Origin of the sequence: Psychrobacter sp. PSP (genome assembly GCF_024085615.1) — a bacterium.
Lineage (GTDB): Bacteria > Pseudomonadota > Gammaproteobacteria > Pseudomonadales > Moraxellaceae > Psychrobacter > Psychrobacter pacificensis.
The window spans coordinates 114868-133439 of record NZ_JABLTF010000016.1; the positions used below are offsets into that span (position 1 = coordinate 114868).

Here is an 18572-nt window from a genome sequence, read left to right on the forward strand (position 1 = left end):
GCTGGCTCAACCAGTAACGTGATCTTTTAAACTTGCTTTTTAAACAAGTCTATCAGGAGGCTTTGGGAGTGGCAGGCGCTTTGATTGTCACGGTCGCGCTCACTGCATCAGTGTCATCTAGCAAGTCCATGATGAGTTCATCATCGCTTTCCGTCTTCACTTGCCAATTACCAGCCGCGTTTGGCACACCCGTTACCATCACCGAAATCGCTTTGTTCTTTAGACGAATCATCGGTGGTTTATGATCATAACCGCTGTGCTCGTGCCCTAAGATATCATCAGCGATGGTCGCAGCCTGTGCGCGTAATGGCGCCACATAACGACAAGCAACCCCATTGATAGACATACAATCACCAATGGCATAGATGTGTGCAGTGTCGGTGCGCAATGTCGATTCATCAACCACAATACCCGTACGACGGTCAAACGTAACGCCCGCCGCTGCTGGCAGCTGCCCATCGACGGTCAGACCTGTACTGGCAATCACATGGTCTACGATCAACGGCTCAGGTTGCTCTACATCTGCATTATCTTCAGTTGAGGCGAGCGCTGCGTAGTCTACTCTTAGCTTTTCGCTATCGCTGCCGTCTTCATTGCCACTCACGCGGGTAACAGCAGAGACTTGAGAGCCGCCCAAAAACTGAATACCTTGTGACTCAATTGCTTTGGCAATACGTGCCGTCGCTTTGGCTGGTAGCATTTGTGATAATGGCGCATCGTTCAAATCAATCAAGGTCACTTGATGACCTGCTTTTAGCAAGTCTTCCGCGATTTCTGTCCCGACCATACCAGCGCCAACGATGGCGACATGCTGGCTACCAGTTGCCAGCTTTTCTTGTAGCTGACCGAACTGCTTGATATGATTGACATGCCAGACCAAATCCTCTGGCAAGCTTTTGGGGAAAATAGGATGCGCACCCATCGCCAGCACCAACTTACCATAGCTGATCGTCGCATAATCCGTGTGGGCGGGATTTGGCCTATTAGCAGAGATAAGCTGTAACTGCTGGGTGGCTGTATCGATATCTGTGACTTGTGTATTGGCAAGCAAGGTCACGCCTGCGGCTTTTGCCGCGTCGCTACCTGTTGCTCGTACCAAGTCTGATGCGCGCTTGTTTTGGCTGATCGCCATGGTCAGCATCGGCTTGTGATAACGATCGCCACTATCGGAGGTGATCAAGGTAATCGGAATATCTGCATCTTTTGCACGAATCGCATCAATCACATGCCAGCCTGCCAAGCCTGCGCCAATGATGACAACGCCGTTTTTTGATGAGGTTGCCGATGCTACAGATAGATTGTCTACGCTCATAAAAACTCCAATATGGTTTATGAATTATTCTAATTATCAACAAGTATGAGCGCCATTGTATCAGTAAACAGACATGCACTCACCTATCTAACCGTATAACCAATCACATATTCATCTATAGTCGAACCACTATTAAAGCGTTACAGCGTTAGACTCGTTTAGCCTACTACTGTAGTGCTTGCACTCGTCTGCCTTGTACCACTTTTAATATTGATTGACTATAAACCAAATTGCTAGATTAACGCCCATAAAAAAGCGCCTATTAATAGACGCTCTTTATTGATGATTTCATTTATATTTTAAGCACTAGCGTAAATACAGCCAAGATGGTTAATGATTCAAAATCTTCGATAAGAACATCTGCGCACGATCGCTTTTTGCCCCTTCAAAGAATTCGTCTTTACTACAGTTCTCAACGATATGCCCTTCATCCATAAAGATAATGCGATTGGCAACCTGACTGGCAAAACCCATCTCATGGGTCACGCACATCATGGTCATGCCCTCACGCGCCAGCTCGACCATGACGTCAAGCACCTCTTGAATCATCTCAGGATCGAGCGCTGAGGTTGGCTCATCAAACAGCATCGCCACAGGATCCATGGCAAGCGCGCGTGCAATCGCCACACGCTGCTGCTGACCGCCAGAGAGCTCGGCTGGGTATTTTGCCGCTTGTACCGTCAGACCAACGCGGTCTAGATACGCCATGGCCTTTTGCTTCGCCTCACTTTCTTTACGCCCCAATACTTTGATTTGGGCAACCGTTAAATTATCAATAATGGTCAAATGCGGAAATAATTCAAAATGCTGAAACACCATTCCAACACGGCTACGTAGTTTAGGCAGATTTGTCTTTGAATCACCGACAGAGATGCCGTTGACCATGATCTCACCTTTTTGAAAAGGCTCAAGCCCATTAACGGTCTTAATCAGCGTCGATTTACCACTACCTGAAGGGCCACAAACGACGACCACATCCCCTTTATGCACGTGGGCAGTACAATCAGTTAGTACTTGAAAGTCGCCGTACCATTTGCTGACATTGGACATTTGAATGACCATTTCATCCGTCGCATGGCCATTGTTAGTCACCAGTCCACCAAAGGAATTTATGTATGTATCAGCATTGCTCATCACTGGCTCCTAACCACATTATTATCGATAACCGTCGTTTAAAAATTAAATCAAAATACCAAACCACAATCTTAACGCTCAAAATCCTAAGCGAGACATCTATTAAAACCGCAAGCGTTTTTGTAGCTGCTGCACGCCCATAGACGCACTTAAGCTAATCACAAAGTAGATAGCACCCGCCCCTAAGATATAAGGGGTAAGTAAGCCCATGAGCTCACCGCGGACGTAGGCGGCGCGGAAAAAATCCGTCAAACCAATAGCAAACACCAACGTCGTATCTTGGAATAAAATAATACACTGCTGCAAAATTAGCGGTAGCATTTTGCGAAAGGCTTGCGGCAAGATGACCAGACGCATGGTCTGCCCGTAAGTCATGCCAAGCGCTTTGGCAGCATTGACCTGACCGCTACCGATCGATTGAATACCTGCACGCACCACTTCTGAGAAGTAAGCGGCCTCAAACATCATGAAGGCCACCACACAAGAGGCAAAAGCGGCATTGATTTGTAGATACTTACCTGCTATCCAAAAATAAATCATCGGTACAGCAAAATAAAACCACAGTAGTACCAAGAGCAGCGGCACTGAGCGGAAATAGTTGACGTATAGCCTAGAAGGTACCTCAAGCGCTTTGATACCAGACAAGCGCATCAATGCTAGTATCGTGCCTAGGCTGATACCACCAATAATTGCCAAGAACAGCACTTTTAAGGTGGTGATCATACCGCCCATCAAACCAGGATAGGCTGTTGCCAATTCGGTCATCATACTCATTTCTGACCTCCCGCAATAAGCCCAGGCACACGCAATTTACGCTCGATAAGCCCCATCAGAGCAATCAATGATAAATTGAAAACGAGGTAAATAATCGTCGCGTAGGTATAAATCTCAATACTGTTCTGCGTGTATTCACTGATAGTTTTGGTTTGACTGATCAGTTCCATCACCCCGACCAAGGAAGCCACAGAGGCGTTTTTAAAACAGTTGGTCAGCTCCGAGCTAAGCGGCGGCAAGATAATACGAAAGGCTTGTGGTAGCAGCACTTCTTTGTAGACTTGCGGAATACTAAAACCCAGTGCATATGCGGCATTGGTCTGCCCATCAGGTAGGGATTCAATCCCTGTACGAACTTGCTCAACGATACGAGCAGCAGTAAATAAGCCAAGACCGATACTTGCCGATAGCATTGCTGAGGTATTCGGCGACAAGTCCTTATACCACCACTCCTGTATTGCTGGCGTCAGCCAGCCGGGTGCGATGTAAAACCAAAAAAACAATTGTACTAGCAGTGGAATATTGCGAAAGAATGTCACATAAGCCGTACCAATCGCTCGCGCCGTCTTGCTCGGCAGCGTGCGCATGATGCCTAAGATGGTACCGACGACCATGGCGATGGCCCATGCGATACTGCCGATCAATAGCAGCCAGCCAAGACCTGTAATCATCCAATGGATATAAAGCTCGTTACCGATACCAGTTTGCTCAAAGAGCACACCCCAGTTCCAGCTATAATTCATGGTTGTCTCTCCGAGCAGCGATTCATAAGCCTATAGGTCAGAAACATAATATCTGACCTATAGACAAGCCATATTGAGGGACAAAGAGCTTATTGAGCGGTCGCCGCTTTTGGCTGAGCACCGTCATGCGGATCGGCAATCAACGCTTTTAAGTTGTCAGACATCTCAAAGTTTAGATTGACGTTTTTCGGTGGGACTGGGTTCAAGAACCATTTGTCATAAATGCTATTGATTTCGCCTGAGCTAAAGACATTATTTAACGCTTCATTGACCACAGCTTTGAATTCAGGATCGTCTTTACGCATCATACAGCCATAAATCTCAAACGATTGTGGCTCACCAACGATAACCCATTCATCAGGATTTTTTGCTTTGGCTTTTTCGCCCGCGAGCAACACATCATCCATCATAAAGGCATCAGCACGACCATTTTCTAACATCAAAAAGGCTTCGCCGTGGTCTTTTGCTGAGATGATGTTCATATCCATTTTGTTGTCATCATTGTACTGACGGATATAACGCTCTGAGGTCGTACCTGCCGTGGTGACAAGGGTTTTACCTTTTAGGTCTTCAAAATTCTGAATACCAGAGTCTTTGTTGGTCAATAGACGCGTACCAATCTCAAAGAAACCATTAGAGAATGCCACCTGTTTTTGGCGCTCTTCGTTGTTGGTGGTTGAGCCACACTCAAAATCCACCGTGCCGTTTTGTACCAATGGGATACGCGTTTGTGAGGTGATTAAGTTATAACGGACGTTGAGATCTGGCATGTTTAGCTTTTGCTTAACGGCTTCAACGACTTTCATTTCTAAATCGTGGGCATAGCCGATAGGCTGATTAGGATCATCAGCGATATAAGAAAATGGAATAGAGGAGTCACGGTGACCGACGACGATGGTGCCAGAGTCTTTGATTTTTTGTAGCGTGCCGTTGGTATCCGTGGCAGCAGCTTCTGTCGTGGTGGCATCATCTGCAGCTGGCGCTTCGGCTGTGGTCTGGCTACTGTTGTTACAACCAACTAAGCCCAACGCCATAAAGGCCGCCAAAGTCAACGGTTTAGAAAATAAGTGGGTCATGGAATACATCCTTTTATCACAAGCTTTTAACACAAGATTGAATGAGTGCTTTGAAGACACGAGTCTGATTGACCGATCTCATTGCCCCGCATCCGTACAGTTGTTGCTGTTGTTTGTCACAATGCAACTCAATGTTACTGTACAACAAATTTGTGTTAGATGGTAAGTTTTTTTTGAAGGAGGTGATATTTTGGAATATATTTATTTTTTACCTAAAAGCCGCTGGTTCCCAATTACTGCATCACTATAGAAATAGACAGATAGCTGACTCATTCATACCTAGATTTGTCCCTCATTGGTACATATAATCAAGAAAACATTGTGACCATAATATTGTGGTTGCTACGATTGATAAATTGGCCATAGTCCCCATAAAGCTAACAACTTCTTAATACTACAAATGACTTATGACACAAGATACTCAAGTCCCTAACACGGACAGCCAAACTGCTGGCACTCATAGCGACAACGACATACGCCAACGTTTTTTTATTGAAGACTCGCCCGTGCGCGGCGATGTGGTGCGCCTATCACGCAGTTACGCCAGTACGATTGCGCAAAAGCCCTACCCTGAAGCCATCAAACGCTTATTGGGCGAGATGCTGACGGCAGCGAGTTTACTTATCAGTACCGTCAAAATTAACGGTCGTCTCTCTATCCAATTGCAGTCATCAGACAGCGATAGCTTGCTGAATTGGGCGATGGCAGAATGCGATCAAGACGGTATCATCCGTGCGCTTGCCAGCTGGAAAGGCGAGACGGACGAGCAAGTGCAGGCTTGGGACAATATGATCCATGCCAAAGATGCCTTTGCTGAGCTGGGTGCTATGGGACAAGGGGTATTGTTCATTAATATTCACCCTGAAGGTGGCGAAGCGTACCAAGGTATCGTTGAGCGTAGCCATGACAATCTGGCAGATTGCTTGGCGCATTATCAAAAGCAATCAGCACAGATTCCAACGCTCATTAACCTAGCATCTGATGGCTTGCAAGCGGGTGGTATCTTGGTACAGATGTTACCGCGTACTGCAGAAGAAACGTCTGAAGTTGAGCAAAACCAAGATGCAGGTATCGACGATGATCTATGGACACGTCTAAGCGTGTTGACGCGCACGGTCAAGGCAGAAGAGCTGACGACATTGGATGCCAATGAGATTCTGTATCGCTTGTATCACGAAGAAAACGTTGTCGCCCCTGAGCCTGTTCCCCTAACGTTTGGTTGCACGTGCTCACGCGAGAAATGTGAGATGGCCATCGAACAAATCGGCGAAGCAGAAGCGTTAGATATCGTCGAAGAGCAAGGCGGTACGTTTGAGATGGACTGCGGATTCTGCGGTGAAGTCTATAAATTCAACAAAGACGACGTAGCAGCGGTATTTGCTGAGTAGTTTTGCTTTGTCACCGTAAGCCATTGTTCATAAAAAAACCCTCAAGTGTGATGCTTGGGGGGTTTTTTGTTCTATACTAAGTCTTTAAAGTATGGGTAGTTGCTATGAGTAGTTTTTGGCAAGAATTGATTATCAATTTGGGTGGCAATGCTGTTTTAGGTGGGCTTATAATCTACCTCGGTAAAATTTACCTTGAAAGAATTGGACGAAAAGAGCAAGCAGCTATTGATGAGCGTTTAAAACGACTTGAACAAGATCATGAAAAACTACTCACTAAAAATGAGCATTTTCATCAAATATCACAGCAAACATATAGTCAATCCTAAATAAAACAGATACATTATATATCAAGGTGGAACTGGTCTAAATCTTCCTTGCGTGCTGTGCCTACGCTGCTCGATGCTGCGAAAAATTTATCCCAGTCCCACTGTATCGTTTTTATACTGAATTCACTATATTAAAAGTTATTTGATCGAAAAATAGCAGTTTATGATGAACTATTAAGCTTAACTATTACATTTGAAAAGCTAACTCACCCAAAATTTCCTAACTGGAATGAAATGACTACAGAAAGTAAGATAGGTCATTGGTTTTTAATGTCAGGGCTTTATACTGAGTTATCTACAACATATTTGGCTATAGATAAAAGCATTTCAAAAAATATTACGGTCATAAGCCCAGACCTTTCCAAAAAATTTCTAATTTGGCTTGTACATTACAGAACAGAATTTGATTTATATAATAAAGAAAATTTAGACAAAACTCTCAATATTATGGGAGAAGCCTTTTTATCGCAAGCTACCAACAATAATGGGCAAATCAAAAATCTTCTTGCAGAAAGTGAGAAAAATTCATATAAAGAAAAGACAGGGCTGCAAAATATTCAAGGTAACTTGCTTCTAAAGAATATAGACCAGTTAAATGAGGTTTTAGAGCAAATAAAAAGTGACTCCTTAAAGCTTAATAAGAAAATCAACCATACTTACCTTTAAAACTACTAATACATTTAATGCTAAATAACACCAGCTTACACCGCCACAGACAAACTTCTAGGGTAAGAATGTATGCGCGGACGTCCAGCATAGTCGCTTAGACCATTATCGAGCAGCCATTCAACGACTTGCTCACGCACTCGTCTGCTATAGATTAAGTTAAGATGATTGACGCCATAAAACACCGCTTTATGACCATCTGGTACAAACAACGCATGCTCGGCATCATCTTCACCTAACGCGGATGCGACCGATACCAAGCTGTCTCCTAGCAAATCCGTCATCTTAGATTCGTAATGTGTCTCAATCAATGCACTGGCGACAAAGTAAGTTTTGATACCACTTGGCAGGCGCGCAGGATGACGAAAGTCTTGTGGTAATACGCTGCGTCCCTCTAAGGCTTTCCAGTCAGCGTCACGAATACTGCCATGACGCAGATCAATGATACCCGCACTCCTCATATCACCGAGCTTTGCAAGTGAGCCTGCAAATGGCAACTTGGCGATGATGTCTTGCACATAATTACCGATACGCTCAAGCACTGCCCCATGATGCGGTGAACCTAAGGTGATGAGATTGCCCACGCGCTTTATCCAATCTAGGCGCTCTTGCTCACCATAAAACAGCGCACTGCGCGCCACCAAGCCGCCCATGCTATGACCCACCAAATCTATCTGAGTAATATTTGGGTTATTATCGACCACGTCCTGTAGTAATTGAGAGAATTTACGACCACTGCGTGAGATACGTCGACCTGTATTGTAATCTAAGTACAGAACGGTGGTATCAGGCTGGCTGATATGAATCGCCTCGCCCAGATTATTGCCTTCTTGCGACTGCCAGCTTAAGTGACTCATGCACAAGCCATGGCACAAAATGACAATCCGCCCTGATAGCCGCTCATTTTGGGGCTTGCCTTCTTTGGTGTATAACATCATCGGAATTGCGAGCGCATTTTGATTGTTGACCAGATGATCACCCATGACACCATTGATGACGTTGACCAGCTTTTTTAGTGAGTCAGGTAGTGGCTGAGCTGTTTTTTGCACGATGAAGTTTTTGTATATTCGTAGTACCGAGGCCAGATTGTTACCGACCATGAGCATGATATGACGTATCGTACCATAGGTGCGCCCAGTGAAACCGCGCTGCCATTTATTTAGGTGCTTATCATTGAACCGGCCTAAGGGACGCAAGATGACTTCACGATGAATGGACTCGACGATTTCAGTCATCTCAACCACTCCCATGGTCGCAAGCTGCGCCAACCCTTCAAAAAAATCCGCCAAAGAGACAGGGGTTTTGGTCGCTTCCTCATTGTCTTCTGCGTCTGCCAATAATTTGACCAGCTCATCCATATCGATGGCTTCGAGTTGATCTATCTGCTCATACAAATCACCATGCCGTGGCACGCTATCAGCTGAGAAAAAATGGGCATCAAGCTCATGGCGATTACGCGTATAACTGCTATCATTCTGAGCGCTACTGTCACTAATACGGTTGTTATAAAACAAATTTTGACTGCTCATAGTATTGGCACGTTTAGCGAAAAAGGGTGTTTTTCTATACTATCCTTTAACAGTCGCAAATAGAAGCGAATAATTTAGTTTTAGCGTTCGTTTGTGACCAAAAGAGATGTATGGATGATAAACGGTATCTTTATTATTGTTAAAGCATTAACTACTACATGCATCAAAAGAAAAAATCCCAAGCCGAAACTTGGGATTTTTATTTAGTGAATACGCCTTTCTGCCATTTCTACTATTTTGTCATCTAGCGCTTACCGAGCTATGCCGGACTGGCTGCCGACTCAAATGATTCCGCCAATATGACATCGCCGTCTTCTTTGGTAATCATGACTGTTGCTGAGCGCGGAGTACTACCGCCAGCGACCGCACCCCATGTATTACCTGGATGCTGAATGTTGATAAACAGTGTTTTGAAATCTGGTGTCATGGTAATACCGGTGACTTCGCAGCCTTCAGGGCCGACAAAGAAGCGTTTGATATTGTCGTTACTAGCCGGCATGCCAATGCGTGTTTGCTGTCCTGCTGACGTCGTGATGGTAGTACCATCGCTGACTTTGCCCGGTAATGCCGCAAGCAGCATACAGCTGGTAGTGTCGGTATACGCACCATCATCCGTTTGAATCCATAACACACCACGTGGATCAAAATACAAACCATCAGGAGAAGACAGATCATTGCTAGCACTTAACTGCGATAAATTCTCTGCGGACAAGTTACTTGGTGCACCAAACAGATAGATATCCCACTCAAAACTGGTTGCGGCATGATCGCCGCCCGTCTCTGCCCAGCGAATGATATGACCGTTGTCATTACCACTTGGTTTGCCATTGACTTGATAGCTACGCGGGTTAGCAGCTGATAAAGGTTGGTCCTCACGCACACCGCGATATTTATTGTTGGTCAATGTCACATAGACATCGCCCGTCATAGGACTGACCGATACCCATTCTGGTCGATCCATCTTGGTGGCGCCAGCGGCATCGCCAGCAGCGCGAGCATAGACCAGCACTTCATCTTGGCTATTAAATGGTAACGCACTATTGAAGGCATCTAGTCCATTTTGACCTTGAACAAGTGCTTTCCACTCACCGCTGCCATCTTCATTAAATATGGCAACATATAGCGTACCATCATTCAGGTATTTGTCACCAGCTTTGAGCCCGCCACCGATATCCGCATTTGACCACATCGCTTTGGAGACGAACTTATAAATATACTCGCCTCGAGCGTCATCACCCATATAAAATACCACAGGTTTGCCTTGCTTAACGGGTGCATAGGCACAGTTTTCATGGGCAAATCGACCCATGGCGGTACGTTTTTGCGGTGTAGAGTTTTGGTCAAACGGATCAATCTCAGTGATATAGCCAAAGGTATTGAAACCATTACGATAATCATCAGCAGCACTAGCACCAACAGCGGTCATATCCCAACGTGAAAACTCGTCTGTGATGATGGCGTCTTTGGCGTCAGGCGTGTGCCATAGATATCGAGAGCCTGGAGAGTTTTCTGGTGCACCGTAACGCTCGCGACCATAGTTATCACTGGCGCTTAACTGACTGGCATCTTGTCCGCGCGCAAACACACCCAAGAAGTTCTCTTCTGTGGTCAGGTAAGTGCCCCAAGGTGACAAGCCTGCACCGCAGTTATTATTAATGCCGCGCGTCTGAAAACCTGTTGGGTCAAACTTGGTTTTGACCAAATCAGAACCTGCCACAGGGCCTGCCAACTGTGCGGTCGTACTACTGGTGATGCGTCGATTGTATTTGGAGTTTGGCACCATCTCATAGCCCATGCCATTTGCGCGGCGCTTCATCTCAACCACGGCCACACCATGGCAGTTGACTTCACGGCGCACATCGCTGGCAAGGCGGCGGCGTTGGAATAAAGGCGCAGCATCTTTATCTTCGATGACATAATAGCCAAACGGGCTTAGCTCCTCACTATTGACGTATTCGTGATTCATAACCAGTAGGCCATTCTCTGAGGCTTTGGCATCGTAGGCATTACCGTTTTTGCCAAAAAACCACATGCCATCATGGTTATCGCCCATGCGCCATTCAAATGATTCTGCCGACTGCTCACGATTGTCTTTCCAGTCGTCAAGGCCAGGCATCAGCGGTGTGCCAAGCGGCAGTATCATCTCTGCCTTGTAACCTTCTGCCACCGTCATCGTCTCAGCAGTTGAGTGCGCTACGGCCTTAAACTTTAAGGTTTCAGGACGCTTCAAATCACCCTGCGCAGGAATAGCAGCATCATTGCCATCTTCGATAATAGGACTGCTGATATTGTCATCGTCATCACTACAACCAACCAAAGGTAGCGCGCCAAAAAACGCTGCTGCCGTCAACCCTGTACCACCTTTTAGAATACTACGGCGATTCAGACGGCGGTTGATAACTGTCTGAAAATCAGTATTATTAGTAGGGTTTGAATCTTCAACGATTTCGTGAGCGAGCTCTAGTTCTTTATTCAATAATGTCATTATCAGTCACCTTGCTATTGGGCTAGATTGGCGGAGAGTGGGTCGCGGAGTCACATTACAACCACAAAAATACGAATTCCGCTTAAGTCTACTGACTCTTTATGACAGCACGCTGAACGATAGATGACAAACTGATGACAAATAACTGTACAAACAATTATTGAGAGATATAAGTATTAAAAAATTTTGAAAAAATATATAAAGTCTAAAAAATAAAAGCCCCAAGCAATGGCTCAAGGCTTTTTAATATTTATGACGACTAGTACTGGTTCATTTAGCAAGCTTACTGCACTTGTGTTACCCATTCATGAGCACCCAATGTTAGTTTGAGCTTATCGCCTGCTTGTAGTACACCCACGCCGCTTGGTGTGCCAGTCATAATCACATCACCTGCCTGTAAGCTAAAAGCATGGCTGATGTTGACCAGCAGCTCATAGACAGGGAACAGCATCAAAGCACTATCACCGTCTTGCGCCAGCTTATCATTGATGATGAGCTGATAATGTACATTCTGAAGATTGCCAAAGGCTTGTGGGTCGATCCAGTCAGCAAGCACACAGGCCCCATCAAAACACTTGGCACGCTCCCATGGATGACCTTTTTCTTTAAGGGTGCTCTGCAAATCACGCAAGGTCAAATCCAGCCCCAAGGTCATCCCGCCAATCGCCTGCTGTGCCTCTTCAATCGTTGCCATCGACAGGTCAGATGACAGCTGAATACATAGCTCAGCCTCGTAATGCGTCCCGCCAAATATCTCTGGATTGGGACGGATCACATCATGGCGAGTAGATACCACAGAAGAGGCGGGCTTCATAAACAATATGGGTGATGATGGCACCTCATTGCCAAGCTCTTCTGCATGCGCCGCATAGTTACGCCCCACGCAGACGACTTTGCCAATAGAGCTACGCAGACGCTCATTGTGGTTATCAATGCTTTGTTCTTCACTGACCCCAGCGGTGATGGCATTTGCTAATGACATATGTGGCGATTGGCTCATACTAGACTCTCCCTATAAATGATAAATATTTTTCAGCAATCCCTACTATATTGTCTACCGTCACCTTTATTGTCATCTTGGCGACCATTCATGACCAGTGACTCTCTATGGAATCGTGTTGGTCACCACATCTGGTGGCACATAGCTGGCGTGTCGGTTCATACGTTTTTCAAACAGTCTAAAGCTAAACAAGATAACCCATGACAGCACAAGATAAACGATACCCGCGGCAAAGAACAGCTCCATCAGCGTATAGGTACGCGCACTGATCGTACGAGCCACCCCCGTAATATCCATCAACGCGATGGTCGATGCGAGCGCACTGCCCTTTAGCATAAAGATAACTTCATTACTGTAGGCTGGGATCACAATACCAAACGCACGCGGCAACGTTACACGTGTCAGCTTCTGCCATTTTGACATACCAAGCGCATCGGCCGCCTCAAGCTCACCGACAGGTATCGTCTGAATCGCACCGCGTATAATCTCTGCCAGATATGCACTGGTATTTAGGGTAAAGGCGATGATCGCACACCAGTATGCTTGACTGAGCACCGGCTCCCATAAAAACGACTCACGCACCGCCCCGAACTGACCAAGACCATAGTAAATCAGGAATATCTGCACCAGCAGCGGCGTACCGCGGAAAAAGAAAATATAAAGAAATGGCAATATCTGTACTAACCAGCTCTTCGACAAGCGCAGCAGCGCTAGAATCAAACCAAAAAACAATCCGACAATACCTGAGATCACGACCAGCTGTATAGTCAGTACCGCACCGCCCAGTAAATCAGGTATATGATCAAAAATGACCTGCCAATTCCAATCCATAGTATCTCTCCTCTATCCTATGGTCGATTGACTGTGAGTGGATTGACGGCTTATCTTTTTGGCATAGCGTGCCGCTGGATTGGCGCGCCACTCAAGCCACATCATAAAGCCAGTAATCAACATGGTCAGACCCAAATAAATAATCGCTGCTGCCATATAAAAGGTAAACGGCTGCTGTGTTGACTGGGCAGCACGCGACGACTGATACATGATGTCTTTGAGACCCACCACAGACACCAGCGCCGTGTCTTTGAGCAGTACTAAAAATAAATTGCCCAAACCTGGCAATGCAATCTGCCATACTTGCGGCAACGTAATGCGATAAAAGGTCTGAAAAGGACGCATACCAATCGCTTGCGACGCTTCTCGTTGCCCTATCGGAATCTCTTGAATCGACATGCGAAAAATCTCAGTCGCATACGCCCCAAACGCGATCGACAGCGCCATAACACCGCCCCAAAAAGCGCTAATCTCGACATAGTCGTTGTAGCCGAACTTTTTGAGGATGCTCATCAATAAGATTGAGCCGCCATAATAAATAAAGAGCACCAATAGCAACTCAGGAATACCGCGCATCGTCGCAGTATAGACAGTCGCAAGCTTACGCAGCAACCAGATATTGGACATCTTTGCGGTTGCGCCGAGCAAGCCTAAGGCCAGACCAATGATTAAACTGGTCACGGCAAGCTGTATGGTGACGGTAGCGCCGCTTAATAAAAGCGCGCCAAATCCTTGTAAGTCAAACACGATTATCCACTCAGTCTCTTTATATTAGCAATTTGCAAAATATGAGTTAAAAGAATCAGCATCAATAGCTGAACGCAGTCCATCACCGTATTTTATACCACCTTAATACAGATGGTCGTCGTCAAAAAAAATGAAGTCAGAGCAATACGGTTGGCGCTGCGATAATTGACACAGTAGAAATGAGCGCTGATTTTATCATATTCGCTCGCCGTGATGTTAATCCTGACGCGTAAAAGCTGTGCCTAAACCGTACTTAAACAGATACTTGGGCAAATACGCTTGAAACGAACTGACTAAATTTGAGTAAAGCGAATAGTGAATAACGATGACTATGCCACGACCATACGATACGTTTATGGAATAATAAAAAAGGACATCACCATCATGGTAATATCCTTTTATTAAGAAACAATCAACTGTTATTGGCTATAAACCTTTCTTATGAAAGCCGTAGCGTGCAGCTGGTAAAATTACTGACCGGCGGTCTCTGCGACTGGCTGCTCAGGCGTGTCTGCATCTGAGGTCTGCATCGCAGATTCTGGTATAGCAAAATACTGTTGATTGATTTTGTCATACGTACCATTGGCCTTTATATTGGCTAAAGATTGATTGATCTTTGCTTGTAGCGGATCGCCTGGGCGTACTGCTATCGCAAAGTTATCATTGATATCAATCTCGTCACCTTTTAGTGCATATTTACTACCAGCAGGAGAGCTCAGCCACTCTATCGCAGGCAACTTATCAGAGATCATCGCATCGACGCGGTTTGATCCTAGATCCAAAAACGCATTGCTCAGCGTATCATAAAGCTTCATGTCAGCGTTTGGATACTTGTCTTCGAACCACTGTGATGAGATGGTCGAGCGCTGCGCGGCAATCGAGTGAGCGTCGATGTCGCTTTGGTTACTAGGGTCAAAACTGCTGTCTTTTTTGGCCAAAAAAACCAAGGTATTGCTAAAGTATGGATCAGTGAAGCTAACCTGCTCTGCACGCTCTGGCGTAACGGACATCGCCGCGACAATCGCATCATACTTACCGGCTTTTAGACCAGGAATAATACCGTCCCAATCTTGCGCCATAATCTCACAAGTTACCTGCATATCGGCACAGATGGCATTGGCTATCTCAACGTCAAAACCACCCAGTGTCCCATCGGCGTTGGTATAGTTAAAAGGTGCATACGCCCCTTCCGTACCAATACGAAGTACGTCATCCTTAGTTGCCTTTGTTTCGGTCGTATCAGAACTGGTATCGGCCGCATTCTCTTGGCTATTGCTACAGCCAGAGATGGTAAAAATAGTCGCCAGTGCGAGCAATGACACAGATAGACGACTGCTCGTCATAGCGCTAATAATAGATTTGCCAGTCGTAGCACGGACTGGAACACAGTGATTGCTCATGATCATCCTTGGGTTTTCTTGGGTAAACAACACTTTTCAAAATAACGGTCTATGCAGAAGACGTCGTCTTAGTTCGTTGCCGCTTCAGCTGGTGCGTCTTCTTCAACGACTATGACTTCATCAACGCCATCAGTCACGACTGCTTTTTGTGCCGCAGCGGTCGAGCTGGTACCAAAGTAACTGCCTGTGATTTGATCATAAGTGCCGTTGTCTTTTAGCTCAGCCAATGCCGCATTGAATTTAGCAACCAATGGATCGCCTTTACGGAATGCAATACCCATTGCATCGTCGTCGCTGCTGATTTCTTGACCTTTAATCTCGTAGCCGCTACCCGCTTCTGTTTTTAGCCAATCAGTGCCAGTGACTTTATCAGACATCATACCGCGCACACGACCTGAGGTTAGATCTAGGTAGGCATTGTCTTGAGTATCATATAGCTTGATATCAGCATCCGCGTGCTCGTCCTGTAGATACTGTGAGGCCACGGTAGAGCGCTGTGAAGCGATTGGCTGACCTTTGAGCGAATCGATGCTGATATCGTCGCCTTTTTTACCAATCAAGATGATACCACTATGGAAGTAAGGGTCACTAAAATCCACTACTTCTTTACGTTCAGGGGTGATTGACATACCAGCGATGGCGGCATCAAATTTCTGTGCGTTAAGCCCTGGAATCAAACCATCCCAATCTTGAGATATGACTTCACATTCTGCTTTCATTTGTGCACATAATGCGTCAACCAACTCAATCTCGTAGCCGATCAGTTTGCCATCAGCATCTGTATAGCTAAATGGCTTATAGCTTGATTCTGTTGCGATTTTGATATTCATAGGTGCTTCAGACGCGGTATCAGCTTCAGCATTTTCTGCTGGTGCTGAGCTGTTGTTACAACCTGTTAGCATTAGCATCGCGGCGCTAAGCGGTGCTAGCAACAAGGCTTTTTTGCTCATTGATGAGGTCATTAGTGATGTCATTGAAAGTGTCATACTTATTATTCCTTAATATAGTTACCAGCCATATCGTCACTTATTACGTGCTGCTTGATGCCTTATTGAGCGCCACTTACTCAGTACTGGTCAGTGGCGCGCGCGTATTCGCAGCCGTCTTTAGTGAGTCATTATTGACCAAAGTTTTGCTGCTCAAGACGGGCAAGCTCACCGTTGCTACGGATCTCGCTCAATGCTTTATCAAACTCCGCTTTGAGTCCATCACCTTTACGCACGGCAATGGCAATATTGTCATTATTGTCTATCTCATCACCAACGATACCGAAGCCTTCTTTATTGTCAGCGAGCCATGATTTGGCAGAGACTTTTTCGGCCAATACTGCATCGCTACGACCAGACTTTAGATCCAAGTAAGCATTGTCATAGTTGTCATATAGCTGCACGGTATTGCCATCTTTGCCTTCGTAGTTATCTTGTAGATAAGCGCCTGGCGTGGTAGAACGCTGTCCACCAAGCGTGACATTTTGGATCGCCATTGGATCAAAGCTGCCATCAGTGTTGGTGAGCCATACCATCGTATTGGCAAAATACGGTTCGCTGAAATCGACTTTTTCTTGGCGCTCAGCAGTGATTGACATACCTGCGATAACGGCATCATATTTTTGTGCCAATAGACCCGGGATAATACCGTCCCAATCCTGCGCTACGATTTCACAGTTGGCTTGCATCTGCTCACACAAGGCATTGGCAACATCGACATCAAAACCGCTCAAGCTACCATCAGCATTGGTATAGTTAAACGGAGGATAAGCGCCTTCGGTTGCAATGCGGATGGTTTTGCCAGTCGTTTCTGCGGCAGGTGCATCGGCATTGGCTTCGGTAGTTTCATCGGCAGGTTGGCTACAAGCGCTTAGCATGAGCGCAGCAGAGACGGTCATCGATGACCAAAATAGACGAGCGTTCGACATCATATGTTCCTTAAATTCTGATGGGTATGGATATGGGGTTCTGATACTTTGTTCTCTGACGTCCCTGACAGACAAGCAATATAGATAGCAGAATAATGGACAGCCGTTAAAATTGACCGACTATAAACCTTTTGATAATACCTGAGTAAAAAATCAAAAACAAACGTTTTGCATACTCACCGTGACTATTGGGCAATAAAGGATAAACAATAGTTACGGTATAGTGATTTTTATATTTAATAGGATTCGATGGCGGTAAAGTCGGTAGGGCGCTACCACCATCTGATTTATAGCTTGGACAGGATTAGTGCGGACGATGCGAGGCCATAAAATCTTTGACGCGCTCGGAGGTAGGATTGTCAAAGACTTGCTCAGGTGTGCCGATCTCCTCAACCACCCCTTGGTGCAGGAAGACCACTTTGCTTGATACTTCACGGGCAAAGCGCATTTCATGAGTGACGATCAGCATAGTGCGACCCTCTTCTGCCAGCTCTCGCATCACAGCCAGTACTTCATTGACCAACTCAGGGTCTAGCGCCGAGGTTGGCTCATCAAATAATAGCACTTGCGGCTGCATGGCAAGCGCGCGCGCAATGGCAACCCGCTGACGCTGACCACCAGATAAGTTCGCTGGATAAGCGTCTTTTTTATCGAGCAAACCGACTTTGTCGAGCAGTTTTTCGGCATCACTGATCGCTTGGGCTTTTTTGATCTTGAGAACCTGCGTTGGCCCCTCAATAATGTTTTGTAGGATCGTCTTATGTGGCCACAAATTAAAGTTTTGGAAGACGAACCCAACGCGAGCACGCAAGCTCTCTAACTGCTTCACATCCGCCGCTTGCAGCTCACCTGATCTGGCAGGTTTTAGCATCAGCTCTTCGTTACCGATCAGGATACGACCTTGATTGGGATTTTCGAGCAAGTTAATACAGCGCAGCAATGTCGATTTACCTGAGCCAGATGAGCCCAAAATAGAGATGACATCACCATCATAGGCCGTCAGAGACACTCCCTTGAGCACCTCTAATGAGCCATAACTTTTATGGATGTCTTGTAAGTCTAGGGCGATAGGCCGAGTTGGTTTTTTTGCAGTATCAAGCATGGTTCAGCAGACTTCCAATAAATATGAGTGAAAACACGAATAAAAATAAATAAGAGCCGTATATATAGTATAAGTATCTATAGCATTATTATGCTAATGCTACGCCTGAGCAGGCCAAGAGAAAAATGCCATATTGTCTCTTAT

17 protein-coding genes are annotated in these 18572 nt (G+C 45.7%); 3 read left to right on the plus strand and 14 right to left on the minus strand.

The window, feature by feature from the left end; translation table 11 throughout:
* Positions 1 to 52: 52 nt before the first annotated feature.
* From HL061_RS06540 to HL061_RS06560, 5 genes are all read right to left on the minus strand, one after another.
* A complete protein-coding gene (locus tag HL061_RS06540) occupies positions 53 to 1312 on the minus strand; it encodes an FAD-dependent oxidoreductase (protein WP_071002326.1) in 1260 nt (419 codons plus the stop codon).
* A gap of 330 nt (positions 1313 to 1642) precedes the next feature.
* Positions 1643 to 2374, minus strand: coding sequence for an amino acid ABC transporter ATP-binding protein (locus tag HL061_RS06545; RefSeq protein WP_071003697.1), 732 nt, complete (start codon positions 2372 to 2374; stop codon positions 1643 to 1645).
* 174 nt (positions 2375 to 2548) lie between these two features.
* The gene (locus tag HL061_RS06550) at positions 2549 to 3220 is read right to left on the minus strand and encodes an ABC transporter permease subunit (RefSeq protein WP_071002327.1); all 672 of its coding nucleotides are present in this window, start codon (positions 3218 to 3220) and stop codon (positions 2549 to 2551) included.
* Positions 3217 to 3963: an amino acid ABC transporter permease gene (locus HL061_RS06555; RefSeq protein ID WP_071002328.1), complete on the minus strand. Its 747-nt coding sequence runs from the start codon at positions 3961 to 3963 to the stop codon at positions 3217 to 3219. Before HL061_RS06555 ends, HL061_RS06550 begins: the two co-directional genes overlap by 4 nt.
* 89 nt (positions 3964 to 4052) lie before the next feature.
* Positions 4053 to 5039 carry a glutamate/aspartate ABC transporter substrate-binding protein gene (locus HL061_RS06560; RefSeq protein WP_156770980.1) on the minus strand — a complete coding sequence of 329 codons (987 nt, stop codon included), beginning with the start codon at positions 5037 to 5039 and terminating at the stop codon, positions 4053 to 4055.
* Between the two features lie 407 nt (positions 5040 to 5446).
* Between HL061_RS06560 and HL061_RS06565 the strand changes: the two genes are divergently transcribed.
* The 3 genes from HL061_RS06565 (at position 5447) to HL061_RS06575 (ending at position 7419) form a co-directional block, all read left to right on the plus strand.
* Positions 5447 to 6427, plus strand: a complete 981-nt coding sequence (locus tag HL061_RS06565) for an Hsp33 family molecular chaperone HslO (RefSeq protein WP_071002330.1) — start codon at positions 5447 to 5449, stop codon at positions 6425 to 6427.
* Positions 6428 to 6531: 104 nt separating this feature from the next.
* Positions 6532 to 6753 (plus strand): hypothetical protein, encoded by a 222-nt coding sequence (locus HL061_RS06570; RefSeq protein ID WP_071002331.1) that lies wholly within the window; start codon positions 6532 to 6534, stop codon positions 6751 to 6753.
* A 234-nt stretch (positions 6754 to 6987) separates the two neighbouring features.
* Positions 6988 to 7419 (plus strand): hypothetical protein, encoded by a 432-nt coding sequence (locus HL061_RS06575; protein WP_071002332.1) that lies wholly within the window; start codon positions 6988 to 6990, stop codon positions 7417 to 7419.
* Positions 7420 to 7454: 35 nt separating this feature from the next.
* On the opposite strand, the gene HL061_RS06580 is transcribed toward HL061_RS06575, so the two are convergent.
* From HL061_RS06580 to HL061_RS06620, 9 genes are all read right to left on the minus strand, one after another.
* On the minus strand, positions 7455 to 8948 hold the full coding sequence (locus tag HL061_RS06580; protein WP_083328882.1) for an alpha/beta fold hydrolase: 1494 nt from the start codon (positions 8946 to 8948) through the stop codon (positions 7455 to 7457).
* 259 nt (positions 8949 to 9207) lie between these two features.
* Positions 9208 to 11433, minus strand: a complete 2226-nt coding sequence (locus HL061_RS06585) for a PhoX family phosphatase (protein ID WP_252962638.1) — start codon at positions 11431 to 11433, stop codon at positions 9208 to 9210.
* A gap of 283 nt (positions 11434 to 11716) precedes the next feature.
* Positions 11717 to 12433: a fumarylacetoacetate hydrolase family protein gene (locus tag HL061_RS06590; RefSeq protein WP_240365881.1), complete on the minus strand. Its 717-nt coding sequence runs from the start codon at positions 12431 to 12433 to the stop codon at positions 11717 to 11719.
* 105 nt (positions 12434 to 12538) lie between these two features.
* Positions 12539 to 13264, minus strand: coding sequence for an ABC transporter permease (locus tag HL061_RS06595; protein WP_071002334.1), 726 nt, complete (start codon positions 13262 to 13264; stop codon positions 12539 to 12541).
* A gap of 12 nt (positions 13265 to 13276) precedes the next feature.
* Positions 13277 to 14011 (minus strand): ABC transporter permease subunit, encoded by a 735-nt coding sequence (locus tag HL061_RS06600; RefSeq protein ID WP_071002335.1) that lies wholly within the window; start codon positions 14009 to 14011, stop codon positions 13277 to 13279.
* A 470-nt stretch (positions 14012 to 14481) separates the two neighbouring features.
* Positions 14482 to 15411: an ABC transporter substrate-binding protein gene (locus HL061_RS06605; protein WP_252962639.1), complete on the minus strand. Its 930-nt coding sequence runs from the start codon at positions 15409 to 15411 to the stop codon at positions 14482 to 14484.
* A gap of 68 nt (positions 15412 to 15479) precedes the next feature.
* Positions 15480 to 16385 (minus strand): transporter substrate-binding domain-containing protein, encoded by a 906-nt coding sequence (locus HL061_RS06610; protein ID WP_223335337.1) that lies wholly within the window; start codon positions 16383 to 16385, stop codon positions 15480 to 15482.
* 143 nt (positions 16386 to 16528) lie between these two features.
* Positions 16529 to 17329 carry a transporter substrate-binding domain-containing protein gene (locus tag HL061_RS06615; protein WP_240365880.1) on the minus strand — a complete coding sequence of 267 codons (801 nt, stop codon included), beginning with the start codon at positions 17327 to 17329 and terminating at the stop codon, positions 16529 to 16531.
* A gap of 301 nt (positions 17330 to 17630) precedes the next feature.
* Complete coding sequence (locus tag HL061_RS06620; RefSeq protein ID WP_071002339.1) at positions 17631 to 18428, minus strand: ATP-binding cassette domain-containing protein; 798 nt, start codon at positions 18426 to 18428, stop codon at positions 17631 to 17633.
* Positions 18429 to 18572: the final 144 nt, after the last annotated feature.